This window comes from Hymenobacter sp. DG01, assembly GCF_006352025.1.
GTDB lineage: Bacteria > Bacteroidota > Bacteroidia > Cytophagales > Hymenobacteraceae > Hymenobacter.
Genome location: NZ_CP040936.1, coordinates 4,127,167 through 4,151,449 on the forward strand (window position 1 = coordinate 4,127,167; position 24,283 = coordinate 4,151,449).

General features: G+C 59.1%; 23 protein-coding genes and 1 pseudogene. 15 read left to right on the plus strand and 9 right to left on the minus strand.

Annotated features, from left to right (window positions below):
- Window positions 1–24: 24 nt before the first annotated feature.
- From FGZ14_RS17565 to FGZ14_RS22360, 3 genes and pseudogenes are all read right to left on the minus strand, one after another.
- A complete protein-coding gene (locus tag FGZ14_RS17565) occupies window positions 25–1,890 on the minus strand; it encodes a PAS domain-containing sensor histidine kinase (RefSeq protein WP_139925492.1) in 1,866 nt (621 codons plus the stop codon).
- A 21-nt stretch (window positions 1,891–1,911) separates the two neighbouring features.
- Entirely contained in the window at window positions 1,912–2,076 is a 165-nt protein-coding gene (locus tag FGZ14_RS22120; protein WP_257883266.1) for a hypothetical protein, read from the minus strand.
- A 54-nt stretch (window positions 2,077–2,130) separates the two neighbouring features.
- Window positions 2,131–2,351, minus strand: a pseudogene (locus tag FGZ14_RS22360) (BLUF domain-containing protein); the annotation flags it as partial.
- Between the two features lie 287 nt (window positions 2,352–2,638).
- Between FGZ14_RS22360 and FGZ14_RS17575 the strand changes: the two are divergent.
- From FGZ14_RS17575 to FGZ14_RS17605, 7 genes are all read left to right on the plus strand, one after another.
- The gene (locus FGZ14_RS17575; protein ID WP_139925494.1) at window positions 2,639–3,133 is read left to right on the plus strand and encodes a hypothetical protein; all 495 of its coding nucleotides are present in this window, start codon (window positions 2,639–2,641) and stop codon (window positions 3,131–3,133) included.
- A gap of 105 nt (window positions 3,134–3,238) precedes the next feature.
- Window positions 3,239–3,679 carry a response regulator gene (locus FGZ14_RS17580; protein ID WP_139925495.1) on the plus strand — a complete coding sequence of 147 codons (441 nt, stop codon included), beginning with the start codon at window positions 3,239–3,241 and terminating at the stop codon, window positions 3,677–3,679.
- A 100-nt stretch (window positions 3,680–3,779) separates the two neighbouring features.
- Complete coding sequence (locus FGZ14_RS17585; RefSeq protein ID WP_139925496.1) at window positions 3,780–4,055, plus strand: hypothetical protein; 276 nt, start codon at window positions 3,780–3,782, stop codon at window positions 4,053–4,055.
- A 249-nt stretch (window positions 4,056–4,304) separates the two neighbouring features.
- A complete protein-coding gene (locus FGZ14_RS17590) occupies window positions 4,305–5,381 on the plus strand; it encodes an SDR family oxidoreductase (RefSeq protein WP_139925497.1) in 1,077 nt (358 codons plus the stop codon).
- 145 nt (window positions 5,382–5,526) lie between these two features.
- Window positions 5,527–6,714, plus strand: coding sequence for an esterase-like activity of phytase family protein (locus FGZ14_RS17595; protein ID WP_139925498.1), 1,188 nt, complete (start codon window positions 5,527–5,529; stop codon window positions 6,712–6,714).
- 105 nt (window positions 6,715–6,819) lie between these two features.
- Window positions 6,820–7,896 (plus strand): acyltransferase, encoded by a 1,077-nt coding sequence (locus FGZ14_RS17600; RefSeq protein ID WP_139925499.1) that lies wholly within the window; start codon window positions 6,820–6,822, stop codon window positions 7,894–7,896.
- 161 nt (window positions 7,897–8,057) lie between these two features.
- Window positions 8,058–8,753, plus strand: coding sequence for a GAF domain-containing protein (locus FGZ14_RS17605; RefSeq protein WP_139925500.1), 696 nt, complete (start codon window positions 8,058–8,060; stop codon window positions 8,751–8,753).
- 191 nt (window positions 8,754–8,944) lie between these two features.
- Here the strand turns inward: FGZ14_RS17605 and FGZ14_RS17610 are convergent, their stop codons facing one another.
- Window positions 8,945–10,471, minus strand: a complete 1,527-nt coding sequence (locus FGZ14_RS17610) for a tail fiber domain-containing protein (RefSeq protein WP_139925501.1) — start codon at window positions 10,469–10,471, stop codon at window positions 8,945–8,947.
- A 613-nt stretch (window positions 10,472–11,084) separates the two neighbouring features.
- On the opposite strand from FGZ14_RS17610, the gene FGZ14_RS17615 reads away from it, so the two are divergent.
- Together FGZ14_RS17615 and FGZ14_RS17620 are read left to right on the plus strand one after the other, a co-directional pair.
- Window positions 11,085–11,999, plus strand: a complete 915-nt coding sequence (locus FGZ14_RS17615; protein ID WP_139925502.1) for a hypothetical protein — start codon at window positions 11,085–11,087, stop codon at window positions 11,997–11,999.
- Window positions 11,986–12,900, plus strand: coding sequence for a hypothetical protein (locus tag FGZ14_RS17620; RefSeq protein ID WP_139925503.1), 915 nt, complete (start codon window positions 11,986–11,988; stop codon window positions 12,898–12,900). Before FGZ14_RS17615 ends, FGZ14_RS17620 begins: the two co-directional genes overlap by 14 nt.
- A gap of 307 nt (window positions 12,901–13,207) precedes the next feature.
- On the opposite strand, the gene mfd is transcribed toward FGZ14_RS17620, so the two are convergent.
- Entirely contained in the window at window positions 13,208–16,735 is a 3,528-nt protein-coding gene (mfd, locus tag FGZ14_RS17625; protein ID WP_139925504.1) for a transcription-repair coupling factor, read from the minus strand.
- Between the two features lie 290 nt (window positions 16,736–17,025).
- Between mfd and FGZ14_RS17630 the strand changes: the two genes are divergently transcribed.
- The 3 genes from FGZ14_RS17630 to FGZ14_RS17640 all read left to right on the plus strand — a co-directional run bounded on the left by FGZ14_RS17630 (window position 17,026) and on the right by FGZ14_RS17640 (window position 19,836).
- Window positions 17,026–17,238: a hypothetical protein gene (locus FGZ14_RS17630; protein ID WP_139925505.1), complete on the plus strand. Its 213-nt coding sequence runs from the start codon at window positions 17,026–17,028 to the stop codon at window positions 17,236–17,238.
- A 278-nt stretch (window positions 17,239–17,516) separates the two neighbouring features.
- Window positions 17,517–18,257, plus strand: a complete 741-nt coding sequence (locus tag FGZ14_RS17635; protein WP_180754399.1) for a metal-dependent hydrolase — start codon at window positions 17,517–17,519, stop codon at window positions 18,255–18,257.
- A gap of 577 nt (window positions 18,258–18,834) precedes the next feature.
- Window positions 18,835–19,836, plus strand: a complete 1,002-nt coding sequence (locus FGZ14_RS17640) for an NYN domain-containing protein (RefSeq protein ID WP_139925507.1) — start codon at window positions 18,835–18,837, stop codon at window positions 19,834–19,836.
- A 247-nt stretch (window positions 19,837–20,083) separates the two neighbouring features.
- Here FGZ14_RS17640 and FGZ14_RS17645 read toward each other — a convergent pair whose 3' ends face one another.
- Complete coding sequence (locus tag FGZ14_RS17645) at window positions 20,084–20,566, minus strand: PaaI family thioesterase (RefSeq protein WP_139925508.1); 483 nt, start codon at window positions 20,564–20,566, stop codon at window positions 20,084–20,086.
- A gap of 61 nt (window positions 20,567–20,627) precedes the next feature.
- Here FGZ14_RS17645 and FGZ14_RS17650 point away from each other — a divergent pair, with 61 nt between their 5' ends.
- A complete protein-coding gene (locus FGZ14_RS17650) occupies window positions 20,628–20,930 on the plus strand; it encodes a DUF962 domain-containing protein (protein ID WP_139925509.1) in 303 nt (100 codons plus the stop codon).
- A 7-nt stretch (window positions 20,931–20,937) separates the two neighbouring features.
- On the opposite strand, the gene FGZ14_RS17655 is transcribed toward FGZ14_RS17650, so the two are convergent.
- On the minus strand, window positions 20,938–21,378 hold the full coding sequence (locus FGZ14_RS17655; protein ID WP_139925510.1) for a GNAT family N-acetyltransferase: 441 nt from the start codon (window positions 21,376–21,378) through the stop codon (window positions 20,938–20,940).
- A gap of 157 nt (window positions 21,379–21,535) precedes the next feature.
- Between FGZ14_RS17655 and FGZ14_RS17660 the strand changes: the two genes are divergently transcribed.
- Entirely contained in the window at window positions 21,536–22,027 is a 492-nt protein-coding gene (locus FGZ14_RS17660) for a YajQ family cyclic di-GMP-binding protein (RefSeq protein ID WP_139925511.1), read from the plus strand.
- Between the two features lie 177 nt (window positions 22,028–22,204).
- Window positions 22,205–22,975: a TerC family protein gene (locus tag FGZ14_RS17665; RefSeq protein ID WP_139925512.1), complete on the plus strand. Its 771-nt coding sequence runs from the start codon at window positions 22,205–22,207 to the stop codon at window positions 22,973–22,975.
- 71 nt (window positions 22,976–23,046) lie between these two features.
- On the opposite strand, the gene FGZ14_RS17670 is transcribed toward FGZ14_RS17665, so the two are convergent.
- Both FGZ14_RS17670 and FGZ14_RS17675 read right to left on the minus strand, forming a co-directional pair.
- Window positions 23,047–23,856 carry a J domain-containing protein gene (locus tag FGZ14_RS17670; protein WP_139925513.1) on the minus strand — a complete coding sequence of 270 codons (810 nt, stop codon included), beginning with the start codon at window positions 23,854–23,856 and terminating at the stop codon, window positions 23,047–23,049.
- The gene (locus tag FGZ14_RS17675) at window positions 23,853–24,281 is read right to left on the minus strand and encodes a hypothetical protein (protein WP_139925514.1); all 429 of its coding nucleotides are present in this window, start codon (window positions 24,279–24,281) and stop codon (window positions 23,853–23,855) included. Before FGZ14_RS17675 ends, FGZ14_RS17670 begins: the two co-directional genes overlap by 4 nt.
- Between the last annotated feature and the right edge of the window lie 2 nt (window positions 24,282–24,283).

Sequence of the window (24,283 nt, forward strand, 5' to 3'; positions counted from 1 at the left end):
GGTAGTAGCTTTATAGTCAGTAGCTTACTCAAACCAATGCACCGTAAAGCTGGTGCCTTCGCCTACCACACTCGAAACCGCCAGATGCCCTCCGCGGCTGTTGATAATACGCTGCACCAGATACAACCCTACGCCGGCCCCTGCTACCCCTGGGTGCTGGCGCTCAAACGAAGGGAAGGCCGCCGGGCTGGTTTCCGCACGTATGCTCATGCCCAGGCCGTTGTCCCGCACCAGCAGCTGGGGCTGCCCCGTAGCCGATAGGCTGCTGCGCACCAACAGGTGCGGCGTGCGCTCAGGGTGGGCAAACTTGAGGGCGTTGCTGATCAGGTTGTGTAACACTGAGCGCAGGTTGGCCCGCCCGTACAGGAGGGTAGGGGCCGCGGCGGTATCCAGCTCAATAATGGCCTGCGACTCTTCTACCTGAGGCCGCAGCCCCAATACCACCTCTTCGGCTACGCTGCGCACGTCCAGGACCTCGGTGGGGGCGGCCAGCTCCCGCTGGCTCTGTACGGTAGCAGCCAGGTCGTGCAGAGTGTTGTCCAGCTGACCCAGGGCCTCATCTACCATAGTAAGCAGCACCGCTTGCTCGGGGTCAAGAAAGGTGGCGGAGCGGCGCAGCTCATCAAACAGGCCCCGCAGGTTAAACAGCGGCTGCTTGAGGTCATGCGAGGCAGTGTACACGAACGTGTCCAGGTCGCGGTTGGTGCGGGCCAGCTCGTCGTACTGGGTCTGGAGCACTTCCCGCAGGCGGTGCTGATCATCTACGTCCGTACAGGCGCCAAACCAGCGCGGCCCCCGGACGTCGGCCAGCTGCCGGGCCCGGATGATGTGCCAGCGGTACTGCCCATCGTGGCGGCGCATTTCGTACAGGCCTTCGTATTCCTCGCCGGTAGCCACGCACTGCACCCAGCGCCGGGCGGCCTGGGCCTGCTCCATGGGGTCCAGCAACGATATCCAGCCGGTAGGGCCCAGCTGCTGAGCCGATAAGCCGGTGTACTCGGCTGTGTGCTTGTTGTAATAGTCAATGAAGCCCTCGGCGGACGCCGTCCAGATAAGCTGAGGAATGCTGTCGGCGAGAAAGCGCAGCTCGGCCTCGCCCCGGCGCAGGGCCTCTGATAGCTCGCGCTGGTCGTGCACCTCCGTTACGGCCCCGTGCCAGAACACGGGCTTATCGGGGGCGTGCAGCTCCGGGAGGCCCCGGCTCAGCATCCAGCGGTACTGCCCGTCGTGGCGGCGCAGCCGATACTCGAAGTTCCAGCCTATCCCGTTCGTGCGGGCCGCCTCCGACTGATAAAGCACACGCAGCCGGTCGTCGGGGTGTACCAGCAGGGGCCAGATGGTGTTCAGATCGGCGGTGGGAGGCTGGCCGGTGAAGTAATACCACTGCGGACTCACGTACTCGAAGTTTCCTTGCGCGTCCAGGCTGAAGGTAATCAGGGGGGCCGTTTCCGTGAGCACGCGCAGGCGGGCATCGAGCCGGCGGGTTTCAATGGCCAGCTCGTGGGCCCGCTGCCGGGACTCTTCCTGGGGGGTTACATCTACCGCGAACAGCAGCAGCCCCAGTGCCTGGTCGTTATCGTCGCGCAGGGGCTCCAGCGTGAAGTCAAAGTAGCGTAGGCCGGGTTCCTGCTCCGCTGTCGCAGGCATCTGCAGGGGGTAGGCCTTGGCCACGTATGGCCGCCCCGACTGGTACACCTGCCGCATCACGTCCTGCAGATCAGGGGGCAGCAGGCCAGCCTGGGTAGCCAGGGGCTCGTCGGTAGAGGTGGGGCTGCCCAGCAGCAGCTGCATAGCTTCGTTCAGATACCCAATGCGCAGCTCCGGCCCCAGCAGGGTACCAACGCCCGCAGGCATGTGCCGAAGAATGGTTTGCAGCTGCTGTTCGCGCATGGAGGGGGTAGGGAAGAAGGGCTAGGCCAGAACGCTGCCCTGGGGGCCGAAGACTGCCTGCCGTACCAGATCTATAATCAGGGCGTCGGCAATGGGCAGCGAGTCGGGGGTAGGAGGGGCCTGATGGGGTAGGAAAAATCCCTGCAGCGTAGTGAAGCTCTCCTCTTCCAGGGGGTGAAAAGCCATGGACCACTCCGCGAAGCTGCGGGCGCTAATCGGCTTGTTGGCCAGCTGCAGCACGTTGGAGTGGCGGCCATCCCGGGCAATTTTTCGTAGAGCGGCTCAATAATGGCCGGGTCACCTTCAATCAGCTGGGCAATGTTGCCGTGGCTGTAAAACAGGATGCCGGTGACCTGGTGGCGGGCATTATCGCGCTGGCACTGATCCAGCAGCTCTTTCAGGTCCTGGTCTGAGAGGGGACGCACCGCCCGGCTCATATACACAATGTGGTTCATAGGCATAAGCAGCGCCCCTTTCCCGTGCGCCAACACTAGTCCAGAAAACTCCGGTGAGGGGAAGGGCAGACACCGAACGCATCAGCAAGATACCAGTCCTTCCGGATATGGGACAGAGCCGCTGCTACCAAACCAACCACAACAGGAACAGTTTAGTTGCTTGCCCCGGCGCCGGGGCCGCGCCTACCCGCCTAGCCAAGCTCGGGCATAACGGGTTGGCCGGCCCAACGTAGGTAAGAAACACGCACCCCGGCGGCCACGGTCCGCTGCCCGGCCACGCTACCCTCTTACCGATGAAAACAACCCAAGCTGCCCTGTGGGGCGTGTTGGCCGGGGCGGCCGGCGTTGCCGCCATGACCCTGGCCGAGAAAGTGGAGCAGCGCTTTACGCGCCGGCCCAACTCCTACGTGCCGGCCCATACGCTGGAGCGCCTGCTGCGCCTGCCTCATAAGCCCGACGAGCAGCGCCTCGGCCTGAACTGGACCATGCACTGGGGGCAGGGCATCGTGCTAGGAGCCGTGCGCGGACTGATGGCCGCCGGGGGCCTGCGCGGGCCGGTGGGCTCCTTTCTGTTCCTGAACCTGCGCCTGCTCAACGACCAGACCCTGGAAAACGCCACCGGGGTAGGGGCCCCGCCCTGGACATGGCCCCGCGATGAGCAGGCCATTGACCTGGTGCACAAAAGTATTTACGCCTTCGTGGCCGGCCTGGTCGCCGACCGCCTGGTGGCCAGGCCGCCCCGCCCGGTGGTGCCCCGGCCCGGCTGGACGCCCGGGCGCCCGGCCTGAGTTGCCGAAGCCAAAGCAGTTTATCAGCTATTTTTCCCGCGCCTTTCGTATGGAAGTGGTGCCCGCGCGCCCAGCCGGACGCCACTTCTTCTTTTGCTCACGTGTATGAATAAGCTTTCCAGTATTCTTCTGATTGATGATGATAAAACGACCAACTTCCTTAATGAGCTGATGCTGCGCAAGCTGGATGTGGCCGACCGGCTGCTGGTAGCCCTCAACGGCCGCGAGGCCCTGGAGATGCTGCAGGAGCACTGTGCCGCCGTTTCGCCCTCCTGCCCGGTTCTTATTTTTCTCGATATCAATATGCCCGTGATGAATGGCTTCGAGTTTCTGGACAGCTACAGCCAGCTGCCCTGGGTGAAGCATCGGGCCACGGTAATTGTGATGCTGACTACCTCGCTGCACTCCCGCGACCTGCACCGGGCCCAGCAGCTGCCCGTGGCCGGCTTCGTGAGCAAGCCCCTCACGGCCGAAAAAGTAGAGACTATTCTGCGCCAGCACTTCCCCGACGCTGTGGGCGGAAGCTCATCCGTAGCCCCCAGCTAAGCCTGCCGCCGGCCAGAAGATAGAGGCCCGGGAGCCAACACAAGGTTTTTGTCTTGCGTAGGAGGAGGGTTTGTACCGTACTTTTTTAGCACCTCACATCATGGCTGATTCCTCCCATTCCTCTGCCCCTGATTCTGGCTGGGCTGCCCCCGGCGGTTTGTCGCCCATCCCGAAAGAAGAGCTTTTCCGCGTCCTCGACGAGGAGAACATCCAACTCAAAGACCTGCCCAAAAAGAATAAGCACCTGGCCGACAAAATCCGGGACATCTACGAAAAGTCGTCGGGCGAAAAGCTGAAGCCCGCCGATATGGAGGCCTTTCAGGCCCTGGTTGGCCGCGAGGCTACCGAGTGGATTGCCCGCCGCCCACACGTATAGGCCCCCGGCTGCCCCGGCCTGCGGCCGGAGGCCGGCCGCTTTATCTGGCGCCCCGGCGCGGTAGTGCTTCGTGCTGCCGCGCCGGGGTGCTGGTGTGTAGAGGCAGGGACAGGGCGGGTGCAAGAGCCTGGAACAGACGGCCCCTCAGAGCCGCGAAAACGGCGTTTAGCGCAAGCTGAGCAATATCCGAAGGGTTGCGGCTGCCGTAGGGGGTAGGAGATTCATCACCTCCCCGACCTGCCTGACCCCATGCGCCAACTCTCCCTTACCCAGCTCCTGCCCGCTGCCTCTCCCCGCTACCGGGGGCGCCCATCTGTAGTTTCTGTGCTGCTCCTGCTACTGGCAACTCTCCTGCTCGGCAGCTGCGCTACTTCCCGCCCCGGCAGCGCCGTGCGGAAAAAAGTGCAGGGCAAAACCTACGTGATTATTGGGGCATCCAGCGGCTTTGGCCGGGGCATGGCCGAGCAGCTCGGGGCCATGAAAGCCAACGTGGTGCTGGCTGCCCGCCGCGCCGAGGTGCTGGAGGAAGTGGCCGACAAAGTGCGGGCCGCGGGCGGCCAGGCCCTGGTAGTGCCCACCGACATCAGCCAGCCCGAGCAGGTACAGCGCCTCGCCGATGCGGCCCAGCAGCAGTTCGGGCGGGTTGATGTTTGGGTGAACGACGTAGGGGTAGGGGGCATCGGGCGGTTCTGGGACATTCCCCTGGCCGACTACTCCCGCCTGATCGACGTGAACCTGAAGGGCATCGTGTACGGCAGCCAGGTCGCCATCAAAATTTTCCAGAAGCAGGGTAGCGGCACGCTCATGAACCTGGGCTCCGTGGAAAGCAAGGTGCCCCTGGCCTACCACGCCGTGTACGCCGCCACCAAAGGCGCCATCCGCAACCTCGACCGGGCCCTGCACCACGAGCTGCGCCTGCAGGGCTACAAGAACATTAAAGTGGTAACCATTGAGCCCTGGGCCGTGGATACTCCGTTCTGGGGCCACGCGGCCAACTACAGCGGCGGCACCCCGCGCATGGCCGCTATGGACCCGCCCAGTAAGGTGGTCAACGCCATGGTGCGCTCTTCGGTGCGGCCCCGGCAGGAGCTGCCGGTGGGCTGGAAGGCCCGCGGTGCCTCGTTCTCTCACCAGATTCTGCCCCACTTCACCGACCGGATTTCGGCCAACATCGTGCACCGCTACCAAATGAAAACCGCGCCTCCCGCTCCGGCTACCCCCAGCTCCCTTTACCAACCCGTGCCCACCGGCCAGGGCGTGGACGACGGCGTGAAAAAGCGCATCAAGCAGGAAAACCGCCAGCGCAAGCAGCAGAAGAAAGGCTAGTTGGGCGCCCCCGAGGCTGGCCAGAAGCGCCTGCTTCCAGAAATAACATTGGCGTAACCTCTGGTAATATTGGCGTAACTCCGGCCCGGCAGATAACGGCGTTCTTTGCGGCTCAAAACCACAAAATTCCTTTACCTGCTTGTGTATGAGCCGCAAATTTCTGGCTGCAACGCTTCTCTGGGCCGCTACGGCCGCACCCTTGCTCACGGCCTGCGACGACGATAACGTCATTGAGTCGTCGGATAACAAGGTCACCTACAGCCCCCCGGCCAGCGTTTCGTCGTTGCGCTTCATTGGGGAGAAAATTGTACCCTACAACCAGAAGTTCAACAACACCACCCTGGGTGGCTTCTCGGGCATCGACTACCGTCCCGAAACCGGCATGTACTACATCATGTGCGATGATGCCTCGGCCCTGCAGCCGGTGCGCTTCTACATGGCCCGCCTTGATTTCAACGAAAGCAGCTTCTCCGACGTCACGTTCACGGGCGTGACCACGCTCAAGCGCCCCGACGGCAGCAACTTCCCCAGCCCCACCGCCGACTCAAACGCCACCATCGACCCGGAGGGCATCCGCTACGACCCCGCCACCTGGCGCATCATCTGGTCGAGTGAGGGGGTGCGCAACCTGACCCGCACCCCGGCCGTGCTCAACCACCCCTTCCTGCGCGAAGCCAACCCCGACGGTAGCTACGTGGCCGAGTTCGGCCTGCCTTCGCTGTTCCGGATACAGGCCACCGATAACGGCACGCGCTCCAACGGCTCCTTCGAGGGCTTGTCTTTGTCGCCGGATGGGCGCTTTCTCTACACCGCCCAGGAAGAGCCCCTCTACGAGGATGGCCCGCGGGCCAGCCCTACCGTGGCCGGCTCCCCCATCCGCATCCTGAAGTATGACCGCACTACCCGCCAGCCCGTGGCCCAGTACGCCTACAAGCTGGATGCGGTGCACAAGGCACCCGTACCCGAAACGCAGTTCCAGCTTAATGGGGTAGTAGAGGTGCTGGCTATGTCGGAGACGAAGATGCTGGTAATGGAGCGTTCCTTTGCCGTGGGCGCTACCCCCGACTACTCCGTGAAGATCTATGAAATTGACCTGACCGGCGCCACCGACGTTTCATCCCTGACCTCGCTGCAGAGTGCCAGCTACACCCCCGTGAGCAAGCGCCTGGTGCTGGACGTAGCCACTACGGGCGTCAAGCGCATCGATAACCTGGAGGGCATGACCTTCGGCCCCAAGCTGCCCAACGGCCACCACTCGCTGGTACTGGTATCCGACGACAACTTCGGAGCCACCCAGATTTCACAGTTCCTGGCCTTTGAGGTAATGCCCTAAAGCGCACCCCGCATCCTCTGAAAAACAAAAGCCGGCCTAGTGCCGGCTTTTGTTTTTTAGCCGCCCTGCAGCCGGAAACTGCTCGTTTTGCTCTTATAATGGACCATGAAACCGCACTATCCTATCCTTGATGGCCTCCGGGGCGTGGCCGCCATTCTGGTGGTTGTCTTTCACGTCTTCGAAGGCCACTTTCCCAATTTCGCCCAACACCCCATCCACCACGGCTACCTGGCTGTCGATTTCTTTTTTCTGCTCTCGGGCTTTGTGGTGGGCTACGCCTACGACGACCGGTGGCCGCGCATGAACACCCTCGACTTCTTCAAGATCCGGCTGGTGCGCCTGCACCCGCTCATTCTGCTCAGCGTGCTCATTGGCGGCGTCTGCATCTGGCTTGACCCCTACATGCACATCCCTGGGCAAGTGGGCCTGCTCAAGCTGCTGGGCATCCTGCTGCTCACCGCTACCCTGCTGCCCGCCCCCGACCTGCGCGGCTGGGGCGAAACCCACTCCCTGAACGGGCCGCTGTGGTCGTTGCTGCAGGAGTACGTGGCCAACCTGCTCTATGCCGTGTGGGGCCGTAAGCTCAGCCAGCGCGGCCTGTGGGGGTTGGTGGTTATTAGTGGGGTAGCTCTAACCTGGGTGGCCGTAGCCCGCGGCGACATTGCCACCGGCTGGGCCCACTCTAACATCTGGATAGCTGTTATCCGGATGCTGTACCCCTTCTTCGCCGGGCTGCTGCTGTTCCGGGCGGGGCGGCTGGTGCGGGTGCCGTTTGCGTTTCCGCTGTGCTCTCTAGCCCTGGCGGCGCTGTTTTGCCTGCCCTATTTCCCTGTCAATGGGCTGTATGAGGCGGCCTGCATCCTGTTCGCGTTTCCGCTGATTGTGGCGGCCGGGGCTGGCGGGCAGGTAAGTGGGGCTGGGGCCAGGGTGTGCAAGTTCCTCGGCGACCTTTCCTACCCCCTCTATATCACCCACTACCCCTTCATGTACCTCTATACCAACTGGCTGATTAACCGCAAGCCCACACCCGCCGAGGCTGCGCCCGTGGCCCTGGGCCTGCTGGTGTTCGTGTTGCTGCTGGGCTACGCCGCCCTCAAGCTCTACGATGAGCCGGTGCGCGCCTGGCTTCGGGAAAAAGTGCTGTTGAAGCCTGCCCCCGCGCCAGTGGCCTCGCGAAAATAACCGGCCGCTCCGATTGCCACCTGCTAGCTACTATGCGAGGCGGGCCGGGTACTGGGTTCCGGGTAGGAAATGCCCTATATTGAGTGCGTTATATGTGCGCCCGACCCCCGGAACCCTGGGGCGTGCCCGAACTTTAGGAAAATAGTGGCTTCTAAGACGATATGGTTTCAAGCGAGCATAACCGATTAGCCGAGTTAGATTCTTACAATATCCTGCACTCAGCTCAGGAAAAGCTATTCGACGATCTGGCGGAGCTGGCGGCCTATATTTTTAGCGTTCCGGTAGCGCGCATAGCGTTTGTACATAGGCAAGGGGTATGGCACAAGGCCAGCGTGGGCATGCCCGCCCAGGAAACTATTGACCTGGAGCAAAGCCTGTGTCCGCGCGCCATTAAGGCCGATGAGCCCGTGCTGGTGTACACTGATTTGGCCGCCCTTCCTCAGGCCAGCACCGACACTGCCCGGGAGCGGCAGGTACGGTTTTATGCCGGCGCCCCGCTGCGCACTTCGGCAGGCCACTGCATCGGAACGGTATGCCTGGCCGGCTACGAGCCTCGCCAGTTCACGGAGGCGGAGCAGCAGCTGTTACAGCAGCTGTCGGGGCTGGTGGTGCAGGCCCTGGAGGCGCGCCGCTACCTGCTGACGGCGCACACTCCGGCGGAATGGGAGCTGCTCCGGCAGGACGCCGAGGAGGCCCTGCACAACCAGATGGCGGTAGTCCGCTACCTCAAGGCCCGCAGCGAAGGCCAGGTGCCCGTGCCTTCCGCCTTGCTGGAGCCTATTTCCAGGCGCCTGGTTGAGGTGGCCGAGGTGTTCAGCCTCGGCCGGCCGCCCGAAGCGCCCGAAGGCAGCGTATAGCTACCCCTGCCGCCGGTCGCAACTGCCGGCCCGCCGGCGGGAGTAGCCTCAGGATATAAAGTGCGTTAGTTTGCCAGCAGGGGATGTAGCTGAACGGAGGGCCCTGCGCCACCTAACGGCTGGGGCCTGCATGCCGGTAAGCATGCCGTTTTAACGCTCACGCGGAGCTTACCGGGGCACCTACCTGTTCGTTACCGCTGAGCCTGCGGGCCAAGCAGGGCTTCGAGGCGGCGCAGACGCTCTTCCAGCGCGGCGGTAGCGGTGGCCGATGAGGTGCCTGTGGCAGCCGTGGTTTGCAGCTGCTGCACTTGCTGGCGCAGGTGGGCGTTGTCGGCTTTCAGCGCCAGTACCTGCCGGTACAAGGCCTGAATGGCAATGAGGTTCACCCCGTCGAAGTCGGCTTGGTTGATGGTGGTGTCGTTGCCGATGACGCCCAGCGCGTCGTGGCCGAAGGCCTGGTAGAAGTCCTGAGCCATGGGGCCGTAGTGGCGCATGGTGCGCGGGTCCTGGCCGCGGTAGTTCCAGGAGCCCAGGCGCATCTGGTTGATGCGGGCCAGAAACTCGTTGCCGTCGGCCACCCGCACCAGCTCCTTCTTGGTTGAGTCGGACGTAACCTGCCAGGAGTTACTGCCCGCGTTCAGCACCACGCCTATGCTCATGGCAGCGTTAGAGTAGAGGCGGTAGCCCCCGGAGTAGCGGGCTGAAAACTGGTTGTTGACCGTGGCCCGCAAGGAGTCGTTAACGGAGGCATCGGCAATGGTGAAGGTGCCCGACCGGCCGGCGGCCGAGGCGAAGCGGCCCAGGGCCACGGCGTTGGCGGCATTAGCCGTGCATCGCTCGCCCAGTGCCACCGCAGCGCGGCCCCGGGCCAGAGAATTAATGCCCGATACCAGGCTGTAGCTGCTCTTCACGCGGCAGAGGTTGCCAAACACGACCGAGGCAGTGGAGTTTTGATCGATAGTATTGCTGGCGCCGATAGCCGTGGAATAGCTACCCCGAACGGTGTTGTTGTACCCACTCGCTAGGCTGTAGTTGCCGCCCACAGAATTATTATAGCCGAAGGCAGCGCTGTAAAAGCCCAGGTTGCTGCCGTCCCACTGGGCCCCGTCGATGCCGCCGGCCCGGAAGGCCCCGTAGAACGACGACCACATCATCCGGTCGCCGGCGCCTGTGGTGGGTGCGGTTGTGGAACCATAGCCTACGTTGGTCCGGACCACAAAGCCGGCATCGGCATTGTCAAGGATCATTCCGGTTCCGTTTTCGTAGTTATCGGTCAAGCGCTGGCCGTTGAGCCTTACCAGGCCCACGTTACTGATAGTCAGACCTGCGGTGCCCGGTGTGGCCGCCGTGCCGCCCACCAGCCGCTTGCCGTTGAGCACCAGGTTTTGGCTGAGCACATGGTTACCGAGGTTGTCGGCGGCGCGGGCTTTATCTGGAATAAAGAGCCAGCTACCCCCCGCAGCGTACCAGAAGCCCTGGCGGCCATCGGTCTGGAATACCATCAGGCCATCTGGCGGCGTGGCAATGCCAACGCGAGTCACCGAGTCCATGCGCGGAATGAGCAGGCCCTTGCCCTGGGCGTCGATATCCAGGATGGCGGCGGGGTTGGGAGTGCCCGCCGTGCCAATACGTACGCCGCCGGGGGTGGTCTGGGCCTGGGCCGAAGATAGGCCCGCTAGCAGGCCCGCCACGAGGAAAGAGAAGTAGCCGTGTTTCAAGAGGAAGGAAGTAGGAAAGGAAGTATAGGACAAGTCTTTACCCTGTGAAGGTAAGCGCCAAATAGCATCCCAAAGAAAAGCACAACCCTCCTGCTTTGCTATATACTCTTGTCTGAAGCTTCTGACGGCGCTCATCGGCCCTGGCCGTAAACCCACGGCCTCCGGGCGACTCTTCCGCATCATCACCCGCCTGGCTGTACAGGAGCTGGAGGCGTGGTTTCTCGGCGACCGGGCCGCTATCCAAGCTGCCTACCCCCGCGTGCGCCCCCAACCCTTCGCGGCCTCCCCCACGACCCCAATACCATTGCCGGCACTTGGGAAAGCCTCTGGCGTGTGCTGCAGCAGGGCAAGTACTACCCCACCAGCAAAGCCAAAGTGGAATGGGCCGAAACCACATGGAGCCGAGGCGGAATACCTCGGCCAGTTTTCAGTATTTCTGTCATGGCCTGGCGCAGCTGTAACGCCCGCTGCCGGGGTGGCAATGGTTGCTGCCGAGGTGACAAGAGTCCCGTCTGGTGCGAGCTACAAGCTCGCTCTAGACGGGGGTGAACAAGTATGTGTATACACGTAGCGCTTAGTTAGATTTGTAGATTGGCCTGAACAAACTAATTATATGGGAGAAAAATCTAAAACGCTTGGCGAACTTGGTGAAAACAAAGTCAAGTATCTAATGGATTTAGTAGGCTGGAGCCCGAATACTAAAAATTTATCCATTCCTTGTATTGCCAGTGAGGAACATAAAGAAAATATTGAGCCTAGAAGGACTCACGGTATTGACGCTCTTTACAGATATGAGTGTCCACTTGTAGAAAATAGCTTGGCATTCGTAGTGGTATCGTCTAAAAATCAAGGCGATTATAATGCTAAACCCACCATAGCCAAAAAGTACTTTGTTGAACTTGCTAATACAATAAACTGCTTTAAGGAATCTGAAATAAGAAAAGATATATCTAAGCTTTATAAATTGAATAGAAAATATATTGGAATTGTATTTTGGCTGTCGGAAGGTGATGATGAAATTGATTTGATAAACAAATTTTCTGAGGAAAATTTGTTGCCAGGTGTTAAAAACACTTTTCATGCTATTGTATTGATAGATAATTTAAAGGCAAATTTTCTGTTTGATTCGGTAAATTATGTTAAAGACAATTACATTAATACCGAATTTTATTATCATAACACAGGTTACAATTCTTCTCCAACAAATAGGATTACCTCCGGTCATATATTGCCTGCAGAGGTGATTAATTCTGGCTTGTTGACATTCAAAGCTAGTGAAGGTGATATTGACTGTCTTATAGTAGTGTCCATAGAAAGGTATTCCGAAGAAGGTTTTAAGAGATTAATATCTTTATGTCAAAATATCACTGATAATTGGGTCGAAAAAGTTGTTATTCTTTTTGGTGAATACAACAACACTGATAGTTCTTCTGTTGACAAGGTGAAATTATCAGTAAAAGATGATAAATTTACCAGAAAAATAGATGTAAATTCCTTTAAACAATCTCTGAGAAATGTCAATATCTAACCTTGAAGATAATAGTGCATCTGAATTCTGGTTGCCTCAAGGAGGGCAGTTAATATCTATTTTGTCTTCGTATAATATCAAAGATTTTGACTTGTATTCCTTGCTTAAGAAAAAAGGAATGCTAGTGGGTGAAAGAGATAGAAAGCAAATGATAATGCTTCTTGCTTCAACTCTTATTACTCCAGCTGATTTTATTTATTTAGCTAAGCGTATCTCTGATAGAGAGGATAAATACAGAACAATAGAGGCTAGTATTCAGGCTAACGAAGACGCTGATGTAATAAGTGATATAATAACTAAGGAATATATAGATAGACTGATGGGGGCATCATCTGATAAGTATCCGACCTTTTCTATAAGAGATATTGAGTATGAAAGCCACAGTGATGGTAAAGTTTCTGTTATAGGTAAAGTCGAAACCCACGACTGGGTTAGAAGCTTGCAGGCTACATCTAAACTTCATGATTTCTCCTTTGAAGTAGAGTATACAGGAAACTCTGTTCGATATATATCGGGTACGACAACATTAGAGACAAAAAAACTAATCAGATATATCCGTGATGAAGTTAATAAAACCTTAAAAACAAACGGTGTGGTTAATAGAAGATCTAAAATTTTCATTTTAAGAAATAATTACTTTAATAATCAAATATCTATGTTTGAGTTTTTTAGGAAATTTGAATCAAATGAATATTCGTGTTTAAAATTTATTAAAACTATCGATATTATATTTAATATCCATGAGCTTGCTAGAGTCCCTAAAGAATTCAAGTGGATGAAGGAAAAAATAAACGAAATTTCCCTTAAAGGTGATAATATAGAATCTAATGATGTTGTTAAATTAGGTGAAAAGGTTGCTTGGATTTTGGGGAAATTGAGTCTGAATTCAGTTTTACAGTAAATGAACTGCAAGGCAGATGTGTTATTAAGTACGGTTTTCCAGCTGGTCATAAAAAAACAAGAAAAGGTAATAGTAGGAGTGTTGAGTTTGAAACTAAATTAGTAAGTATAGAAATGAATAATAAAAGTTCTATTGTTAAAAAAGCAATTGTTGCAGATTTTAATGCGAGAAAAGCTCTTATTTGTAGCGAGATGATAAATATTGGAAAGTTGAAAAACGATGTTGATAATCAAATAAATTTGATATGAATCCTTTGTAAAACAGAGGGCTTCCTAGTTAGACTAGGAAGCCCTCTGTTTAATCATTCCTACACCCCTACCTTCTCCACGCTGCCCAACTCGCTCAGGATACGCTTGGCGGCCTGGACGTTCTTCACGTCCTCGACGGAGAGGATGAGCTGCTCCTTGCGCTCCTTCATGGAAGCGGAGCGGGGGTGGGTTTGCACGTAGCTGAGGATGTTGCCGAAGGTGTCGCTCTGGAAGTACCGCTCGTTGTTGGTGGCCGGAATAAAGCCTTTCAGCAGGTTCTTCTTCAGCGTCAGCTTCTCGAAGCCCACCTGGCAGGCTTGCCAGCGCAGGCGCACGATGTCGGCCAGCTGCTCCACCTCCTGGGGTAGCGGCCCGAAGCGGTCCACCATGCCGTTGATGACTTTGCGCAGGTCCTCGGGGCTTTTGGCCCTATCCAGTTTGCTGTACAGCTGCAGGCGCTCCGATACGCTGCTCACGTAGGAATCGGGGATGAGGATTTGCAGGTCCGTTTCGATGTTGCACTCCTTGGGGCCGCTGGTGCCGGCCGCTTCCTGCAGGCGCTGGGTAGGGTCGCCGAGGAACAGGTCGCGGAACTCGGTTTCCTTCAGCTCCTGCACCGCCTCGTCCAGAATCTGGTGGTAGGTCTCGAAGCCCAGGTCGTTGATAAAGCCCGACTGCTCGCCGCCCAGCAGGTTGCCCGCCCCCCGGATGTCCAGGTCGCGCATGGCCACGTTGAAGCCCGCGCCCAAGTCCGAGAATTCCTCCAGGGTGCTCAGGCGCTTGCGGGCGTCGCTCGGCAGGCCCGCCACCGGGGGCGTGAGCAGGTAGCAATACGCCTTCTTGTTGGAGCGGCCCACCCGGCCCCGCATCTGGTGCAGGTCAGAGAGGCCGTGCATGTGGGCCCGGTTGATGATGATGGTGTTAGCGTTCGGAATATCCAGGCCACTCTCGATGAGCGTGGTGCTCACCAGCACGTCGTAGTCGCCATCCACGAACTTCATCATTCGCTTTTCCAGCAGGTCGCCGTCCATCTGCCCGTGCACGTAGGTCACGCGGGCATCGGGCACCAGGCGCAGAATCATATTGGCCTGCTCCTCAATGTCCTTCACCCGGTTATGCACATAAAACACCTGCCCACCCCGCTTCAGCTCGCGGGCAATGGCGTCGCGCACCAGCATCTCATCAAATACGTGCAGCTCGGTTTGCACGGGTTGGCGGTTGGGTGGGGGGGTAGCAATTACCGACAGGTCGCGGGCGCCCATCAAGGAGAAGTGCAGGGTGCGCGGAATGGGCGTGGCCGAGAGGGTCAGCGTATCCACGTTCACCTTCAGCTCCTTGAGCTTGTCCTTGGTTTTTACCCCGAACTTCTGCTCCTCGTCGATGATGAGCAGGCCCAGGTCCTTGAACTTCACGTCCTTGTTCGTGAGGCGGTGCGTACCGATGAGGATGTCGGTTTTGCCCTCCGCCACCCGGCCCAGGGTTTCCTTGATTTGCTTGGTAGTCTTGAAGCGGTTTACGTACTCCACCGTCACGGGCAGGTTGCTAAGCCGCTCCCGGAAGGTTTTGTAGTGCTGCATGGCCAGAATGGTAGTGGGTACCAGCACGGCTACCTGCTTGCCATCGGCCACGGCCTTGAAGGCGGCCCGAATGGCTACTTCCGTCTTGCCGAAGCCCACGTCGCCGCACACAAGGCGGTCCATGGGGTGGGGCACCTCCATGTCGCGCTTCACGTCTTCAGTGGCCTTGGCCTGGTCGGGCGTGTCCTCGTAGATGAAGCTCGATTCCAGCTCGGCCTGCATAAAGGAGTCGTGGGCGAAAGCGTGGCCGGGCGCGGTTTTGCGCTTGGCGTACAGCCGGATCAGTTCGGCCGCAATATCCTTCACCTTCTTCTTAACCGACTTCTTCTTGTTTTCCCACTCCGGCGAGCCCAGCTTGCTCATGGTGGGCGGCGTGCCCTCGGCCCCGCTGTACTTGGCAATTTTGTGCAGGGCGTGGATGCTCACCGTCAGCACGTCGTCGTCGCGGTACACCAGCCGGATGGCCTCCTGCACCCGGTCGTTGATTTCTACCTGCGTGAGGCCCGCAAAGCGCGCAATGCCGTAGTCCTGGTGCACCACGTAGTCGCCGGGCACCAGGGTGCGTAGCTCCTTCAGGGTCAGGGCCTTTTTCTTCGAGAACTTCCTACCCTCCTGGGCGCGGTAAAACCGCTCGAACAGCTGGTGGTCGGTGTACACCACCAGTTTCAGGTTTTCGTCGATGAAGCCCTCGCGCAAGCCCAACAGCATGTGCTGAAACTGTACGTTGTTATCCAGCTCATCGAAGATGGTGCGCAGGCGGTCGGCCTGGCGGACCTGCTCGGCGGCAATAATATTGGTGTAGCCCTTCGCCTGGTTGTCGTGCAGGTTCTTGACGATGCGGTTGAAGTCCTTGTTGAAGCTGGGCTGGGGCTTGGTAGTGAACTGGAATTCCTCAGCGCCCTTGAAGTAAAAGCGCTTGCCGAACTCCACCACCGGAAAGCCTTCCAGCAGCTTCTTGAACGTCTTGCCCGACTCAAACAAATCGGCGGGCTTGCTCACTACCTGGGTGCCGCCCGCTACCTCCAGCAGCTCCTTAAAGCTGGCTTCGGCCTTGTCGAACGACTCATCCACCACGTCCAGGGTCTGGCGCACGTCCTTGGCCCAGATGCAGGTGTTCTTCGGGATGAAGTCCAGGAAAGCCTCCCGCGTTTCCTGCAGCAGCTTGGTTTGCACGTTCGGGATGATGCTCACCTGCTGGCGCTTCTCCACCGACAGCTGACTTTCGGGGTCAAACGTCCGAATCGTCTCCACCTCGTCCCCGAACAGCTCGATACGGTAGGGCAGCTCGTTGGCGTAGGAGAAAATATCCACGATACCGCCGCGCACCGCAAACTGCCCCGCCTCATACACAAAGTCGGTCCGCTCAAAGTCGTACTCCGCCAGCATGTCGCTGATGAAGTTTACGTCCAGCTTGTCGCCCACTTTCACCACAAAGGTGTTGGCCACCAGGCTTTTCTTGTTGATAACCTTCTCGAACAAGGCCTCCGGATACGTCACAATAAGCGCCCCCGTGGTACCGGGCACCTGGCGTGGGGTAGCCTCCGGCGTTTCCGTCACCTCGCCTGAGCCCAGCACCGCCAGCGGCGAGGCTGGCGTTTCGGCCGCCGCGGCGGCCGCTTCCCGGCGGGCCGTGTTGAGGCGGTTGAGCACTTCGGCCCGCATCAGCACATTGGCGTTTTCCGTCTCATCGAAGCGGTAGGGGTGCTTGTAGGAGCTCGGGAACAGCAGCACCTCCGGCCCGTCGGGGAGCAGGCTCTGCAGGTCGGCCATGAAGTAGGCAGCTTCTTCCTTATCGTGCAGGATAAACAGGTGGGACAGCGGGCCATGCGTGACGGCGGCGGCCACCACCGCATCCTGGCTGCCTACCAGACCGCGCAGCTGCAGGCGCAAATCAGCGTTCCGGCTTTGGTCGGGGGTAGGGATAGGCCGGGCCGCCCCGTGCAGGCGGGCCGACAGAATCTGCACGTCGGTATCGAGGCGGTATAGACGAAGGAAATCGGAGACTTTCAAAGCGGGTATCGGCTAGAGGAGGAGGCAAAGGTAGAAGCCCGGCCGAATGAATATCCGGTCGGGCAAAGGGCAACTGTCATTCCGAGCAAAGGGAGGAATCTGGGTCAGGCCATTGAATGGTCAGCTCAGGTTTTCCTATTTGCCCGGAACGACACGGCGGCTGACAGGACGTCAGGCGCGTGCCTTACTCAATACCGCCCCCGCGCCCCGAAAGTTTCCGACACATTTCGGTAACACTCGCGTATCTTCCTACCTCACGCAGTACAAGTAGCCCCGGTGGGTGTAAGGCTATGACGGACAAGCAACAGCACAGCGGCTCGGAGGAGTGGGATAACCTCCTGAGCCACCTGCGCCAGATTCGGGAACAGGTGCGCCAGCAAGGCCCCCTGCCCGACCACGAAAAACAGGAAGTCGCCAATGCGTTTCACCGCGGCCTGGAGCTGCTGGAAAACCAGGTTCGCGACATGGAAGGCGGCCTGCGCGGCAGTTCCGGCCGGTGGTGAGGGGTAGGAAAGTATGTAAAGCAAGCCACACCCTGCCGACAGCAATAAAAACACCTGTCATCCTGAGCCTAAGCGAAGAACCTCCACCATTAGCTAACTCCTTACGTGAGGACGAAGCGGTAAAGATCCTTCGCTTAAGCTCAGGATAACAGACGCCTTTTCGTGTGTATGTACGCCGCCATAGCTTAGTCAGGCGGGCAGAAGATTAGGCCAAAACTGCATACGGAAGCCACCTGCGGCGGTATCTTCGTGGCTTATTCTCTTCTATCTTTTTCTTAGTGCGCGGTTCTTCTCACCTGGCCATTGGCCTGATTACCGGCGTGGCCGTGGCGGGCCTCGTGCCGGGTATTCCGTTTTCAGCCGCTGGCATTGCTTTGGCCGGCTTCTCGTCCCTGGCTCCTGACCTCGACCACCCCGGCTCCCGGCTCAGCAAGCGCCTGGGTTTCGCCCAAAGCTACGTGCGCTGGGCGTTTGTAGCGGTAGCGGCCGGACTGGCCCTGTACACTCATTTTCAGCTCCCGCCCGGCCCCGATAGGCGCATGGGCTTTACGGCGGCGCTGGCGTTTGGACTTATCGGGGCCGCCATGCAGGGCGACTCTACCCGCAAGCTGGCACTCCTGTTCACAGGTTTGTGCACGGTAGTGGCCGGCCTGTACACCGGCTTCGTGTGGCTGAGCATGTTGGGCCTGTTTGTGGGGGTAGCCCCCTACACCTCCCACCGTTCCTGGACCCATACGCTCTGGGCCGCCGGCTTCTGGACCTACATCGGGCACCTGGCCAACCAGGGCCTGGGCTGGCACGGGGTAGCCTGGTTTGCCGGGGGCGGGTACCTCTCGCACCTGCTGGCCGATACGCTCACCAAAGCCGGCGTGAAATGGCTCATGCCCCTCACCGACCTGACGCTAAAGATCCCCCTGATCCGGACGGGCTCCAAAAGCGGCAACTTCCTGGAAGTAGCTATTTGCGTCGGCTACGGGCTGCTGGTGCTGGGGCTGGTGGTGGGCCGGCTGGGCTTCTGAGGACTGCCCGGCGGCCGGAACCCGCTCCGTTGGTCTGCTGTTCACGGGGCTTGGGCTGCCAGATAGCCCGGCCAGGCGAAATAATGCCGGTTACAGCCGGCGCCGCTTTACCTTGCCGCCTGGCTGTGGTGCCAGAAACGCGGTTTGCCCACCCGGTTTATCTACCTAGCGCACAGCCCGGCCTAGCTCAACGCATGGCGTTTAGGCAAAAGCGGCGTATTTTGCACTTATTGAATTCGTATAAAGAATATATATTATATAATATTGTGGAAGAATGTCATTTACCGCTATATTATTGGTTTATATAACCCGTTGAATATAAGTTGACAGCAGGCGCCTTTCTACGCGCCTCGTTCCCCGGGTAGGTATAACAGAGCCGTAGCATCACCCGCCTGAAATTTCTGGTAGTTAACTTCTATAAGATCATGAGATAAACCCCCGTCCTTTCGGCAAATGGCACTACCGTAAAAGTGACAACTAGTATCTTTGAGCTGGACCATGCCCCGCGCGGGTCCTGCCGAACCAACCTACCCGCTCTTACTCACACACACCTTTTTGCGCTCAACCCGTTTCCTGTATGAACCAGATGAATAGCCCCCTGATTAGGATCGGCGTCTTCTACGACGGCAATTATTTCCTAAAGATCAGTGATTACTACTACTTCCAGCATGACCGCAAGGCCCGTATTAGCCTGGAAGGTCTCCATGAATTTATCCGGCACCAAGTAGCAGAAGAAGAAGACGTTGATGTACGTCTGAGCCAGATCATCGACTCCCACTTCTTCCGCGGCCGTCTCTCCGCCACCGAAGCCCGCGACAAAGACCGTCTGTTCCACGACCGTCTGCTCGACGATATTCTGATGAACATGGGTATCACCACCCACTACATGCCCCTGAAAACGCGCGATGGCCGTTTGCAGGAAAAAGGCATTGATGTGTGGCTGTCCCTGGAAGCGCTGGAACTGGCTATCCACAAGAGCTTCGATGTGGTAGTGCTCATCGCCGGCGACTCCGACTACGCTCCCCTGATCAAGAAGCTCAACACCGTGGGTACCCGCGTGATGCTGCTGAACTGGGACTTCAAGTACACCGACTTCAAGGGCGAAAACCGCGTAACCCGCGCTTCGCAGCAGCTGCTGGAGCAGGCTACCTACCCCGTGCAGATGCACGACATCATTGACCAGGGCATCAGCACCGGCGACGAGCTGATTGAGGCCATGTTCGTGAATACGCCCGAGCCGGCCGCCTTCCCGGCCGCTCCCAAGCCCGTGCGCCCCACCGGCCCCACGGCCGCTGGCCCAGTTGGCACGGTAGGCATCAGCACCATCAAAAACCTGAAGAACGGCTTCGGTTTCGTGGTAATGCCCCCGAACAACCTGTTTTTCAGCTACGCCGATATGGCCGAAGGGGACTTCAACGACCTGCGCGAAGGCGACTGGGTGGAGTTCACGGTGGGCCGCAACCACCGCGACGAAGACTGTGCCCGCAATGTGCGCAAAGTAGAAGCTCCCGAGATGGAAGACGGGGACGAATACGATGAGCACGAACACGAGTCGGCCAGCTCCCCCGAGCGCCTCTAATACCTATTAGCTTCCCGGTTCGGTTGCTCTAAAGCCGCCGGACAGCCCGCATGTGAGTCGGGCTGTCCGGCGGCTTCCGTTTGTAACAAGTGAAGATGGTGAGTGAATGAGTGAAGTAGGCGGCAAGCCCGGTCCGTCTGAACGATATCCGCCTACCCCCTCACTACCCCTGAACCTTGCCGATAGCAAACGTCAGCACGAAGCCAACCGCTCGGACGGGCTCCACCTCCTTCACTGATTCACTCCCTTACTCATTCGCCCTATCCTCCGAAGGAAACAGCAGGTCGTGGAAGTCGCGCTTGGTGGCGGGGTAGCGGTTGAAGGTGCCCATGCCACGGGCCACTACCAGGTTGTCGCGGGCAGGGCAGGTAATAAAGGCGCTGCTGACCACCAGGGTTTTGCCGCTGTGCTCCACCACGCCGTGGGCCACCAGCTCGTCGTGCAGGCGTACGGGCGCGAGGTAGTTGATCTTGAACTCCACCGTTGATACCAGCTCGCCGGCCGTAAACGCCAACGACAGGGCGGCCGCGCCCAGGGTCGCGTCCATCAGGCCGGCCAGTACGCCGCCGTGGCAGGTGCCCGGCGAAGATAGATGCTCGTCGCGCACGGTCATGGTGTAGCGCACGTCGCCGGGCTGGGCCACGGTCAGCTCCATGCCGTTGGTGCGGCCGTACTGATTCATCTGGTTGTAGAGGGCAATTAGGGTCGGTACGTCGGGGGTGGGCTGCATGAAAGGAACAGGAGTTGGAATAGCCGTAAAAGGTAAACTACTTTAGAGAAACCTCACGCCCATGCCCTCCTACACCTCCTTCGCCGACTTCTACCCTTACTACCTGCGCGAGCACCAGCAACGGGGCACCCGGGTACTGCATTTCATCGGCACCACCTTGTTTCTGACGGCCATTATCCTGGCCGTAGCCTGGGCTCGCCCCTTGCTGGTGCTGGCGGGGGTAGTGGCAGCCTACGGGTTTGCCTGGGTAGGGCACTTTTTCGTGGAGCACAACCGGCCGGCTACCTTCCAGCACCCCTGGCTGTCCCTGCGCGGCGACTTCCAGCTGTACTGGGATTTGCTGCGGGGCAAAGAGAAGTTCTAACCCCAGGCTATAGCTCCCGGCGCATCAGCAGGTGCGGAATTGTGCCGAACAGCGTGTGTGAGGGCGCTACCACCGTGTAGCCCAGGCGCAGGTAGAAGGGCACGGCCTGCTCGCGGGCATGCAAAACCACTTCCGTAAGGCCCTGGCTGCGGGCTGCCGCCTCCAGGTGCTCCAGCACCTGCCGCCCCACGCCGCGCCCCTGCCCGGCCGGGTGCACGGCCATAAACCGCACCTGTCCCTGGCCGGGGCCCGAGGGGTGCAGCCGCCCTACCCCCACCGCGTAGCCCTCCGGGGCCAGAAGCAGGGCGTGGGTGGTAGTGGGGGCAAGGTCATCGTCGGCCCGCTCCGAGCCTTCAGGCTGCTGCCAGGGCTGGCGCAGCACTTCGTAGCGGAGGCGGTAGTAGGCGGCCCACTCGGCCGGCGTTTGGGGGCTAATAATGGCGGACATGGGCAGAAAACAGCGGACTGCCGCCAAGATACCCAGAACCGGCCGTGAACTTACGGCTGGGCAGGTCGGGCATTTCGGCACCTGCTTATCTTTGGCCCTAACCTGCGCGGCTGCCTCACGTAGCCTACTCTACCATTCTCCCCCTATTTTTTTTCTCATGGCCTCGTTTGATATTGTCAGCAAAGTAGATCCGCAAACCCTCGAAAACGCGGTGAACACAGCCAAAAAAGAGCTCCAGACCCGCTACGACCTGCGCGACACCAAGGGCGGCATCGAGCTGGACAAAAAAGCCAACACCATCACGCTCAGCTCCGAAAACTCCATGCGCATCAAGGCCCTGGAGGATATTCTGCTGGCGCGCATCGTGAAGCAGGGCATTGATGGCACGGCCCTCGATTTCACGGCCGAAGAGCAGGCCAGCGGCGCCCTGGTCAAGAAAGTGGTGAAGGTGCGGGCCGGCGTCGATAAGGAGGTCGGCCGCAAAATCATCAAAGCCATCAAAGACGGCAAAGCCAAAGTGGAAGCCCAGATGCAGGACGACCAGGTGCGCGTTACGGCTAAGAAAATTGATGAGCTGCAGGCCGCCATTGCCCTCGTGCGCCGCGCCGACGTAGGCCAGCCCCTGCAGTTCGTGAACATGAAGTCGTAGTGTATGGAGGTGATGAGGTGAATAGTAAATAGTGACAGGTAAGCAGTGAGAAGCGCCGGGAAAATGCTGGCCTGGCCTCTGCCTGCTACCCCCTGTCTTACCGGAAACCGTTCCACCCTTCACCTATTGCCTTTCACCTCACACCTCATCACCCTATCACCCCCTCATCACCAGTCCATGAACTTCGACTTTTCCGTTTTTTCTGACCCCCAGACCTGGGTGAGCCTGCTCACGCTCACGTTCATGGAGATTGTGCTGGGCATTGATAACATCATCTTCATTTCCATCATCGTCAACCGCCTGCCGCAGGAGCAGCACAACCGGGGCCGCACCATTGGCCTGCTGCTGGCGCTGTTGTTCCGCATTGGGCTGCTGCTGAGCATTTCCTGGATTGTGGGCCTGAAGGCTCCGCTGTTCTCCCTGCCCGTGCCCTGGATGGCCGATGGTTGGAACGTGACCGGCCGCGACCTGATTCTGCTGGGCGGCGGCCTGTTCCTGATTGGCAAGAGCACCACCGAAATTCACACCAAGCTGCAGGGCGAGGAAGAAGGGGAGCACGGCGCCAAAGGCGGTGCTACGATGGGCAGCGTTATCATTCAGATTATCCTGATCGACATCGTCTTCAGCTTCGACTCCATCCTGACGGCCGTAGGTCTGGTGGATAACGTGCTGATTATGATTCTGGCCGTTATCCTGTCCATGGGCGTAATGCTGGCCTTCAGCGGCCTGGTAGCCGACTTCGTGAACCGCAACCCTACCATCAAAATGCTGGCCCTGTCCTTCCTGATTATGATTGGGGTGATGCTGGTGATGGAAGCCTTCCACAAGGAAATCGAGAAGGGGTATATCTACTTCGCTATGTTCTTCTCGCTGGTAGTAGAAGTGCTGAACATGCGCCTGCGCAAGAAAACGGCGCCCGTGCACCTGCGCGACTCCCAGTACGACTAAGCGGCCCTACCCCCTCCCACACGCAAAAGCGCCCGGAACCTAGTCTCCGGGCGCTTTTCTTTTACATGAAGCTAGGCGCTGCGCATAAAGTATAGAATAACAATCAGTAGCAGTACGCACCCTACCCCGCAGTTCAGGGCCAGCCCTGAGGAGCTGCGCTTGCGGGCGCCCAAGGCGGCCATCAGCAACAGCAGCACCGGCGCAAATACAAAGTTGCCATACACGGTGGTTTCATCCGCGCGCTCCAGTGGCTGCCCGCTGATGGCTGTAGCCCGTACTTGTCCAAACAGGGCGCTGGCCCGGATGGTAAGCGGCGTGCCAACTTCCCAGTTGTAATCGTAGTTGCGGAAGCTGACGTGGGGTGTCCGGATGGTGTAGTACGTCACGGACCCGCTCCGGCGCGAGGACAGGGTATGGCGCTCTACGCTCTGGACTGGCTCCCGCGGATACTCCCGCGTCCAGCAGAAATCAAGCAGCAGCAGCCCGCAGAACAGCAGCATCAGGCGGCAAAACCACCGGCCCCAGGGCGCATAGCGGGCATACACGGCCGCGTAAGGGTCGGGGGCGGGGCCGCGCCGGGCGGCCGCTGCCCGCCGGTGCCGTACCTCTGCCTGGGCCCGGGTTGGCGCCGCCTGAGGGGGTAGGGTGGCCGATGGGTCCGGCGGGCGACGACGAATGGCCAGGGCCGCGTCGTAGAGCTGCCGGCGCGCTGGCTGGCTCAGCACATCGTAGGCCGCATTAATAGCCAGGTACCGCTCGTGAGCGGCGGGGTCTGGCGTGCGGTCGGGGTGGGTGAGCAGCACGAGGCGGCGGTAGGCCCGCCGTATTTCCTCGGGGGTAGCCTGCTCACCCACTTCCAGGGTAGTGTAAAACGTGCTCATTCCGGCCGAAGCAGCTGGGCCAGGGTTTCCGTCTGGTCCTGGGCGCGGCGCACGGCCAGCTCCAGCAGGCGCCGGTTCAGCTCGGCCCTATGGAGGCGGTAGAAGCTCGTTTCCGCTTCCGTAAACAGGCCCGTTACCAACCCGATGATGGTGTAGCGCAGCTTGGTATTGCGGCTCAGCAGCTCACCCACTACCCGCTCCCGCGCGCTACGCTCTACCTCCGCGAAAGCCATGTGGTGGTCTAGTATAAAATCGGCTACTGCGGTCAGCAGCCGCAGGTTTTGCAGCTTCAGCACGGGCCGGAGCGTGAGGTGCAGAAAGCTCCCGACGGTATCGGGTGAGGCATCGGCGGGTAGCGCGGTGGCAACGGGAGGGCGCAGGGCCAGCAGAGCGGCGTCAGTATCGGAGGTAGAGAAAGAAGACATAT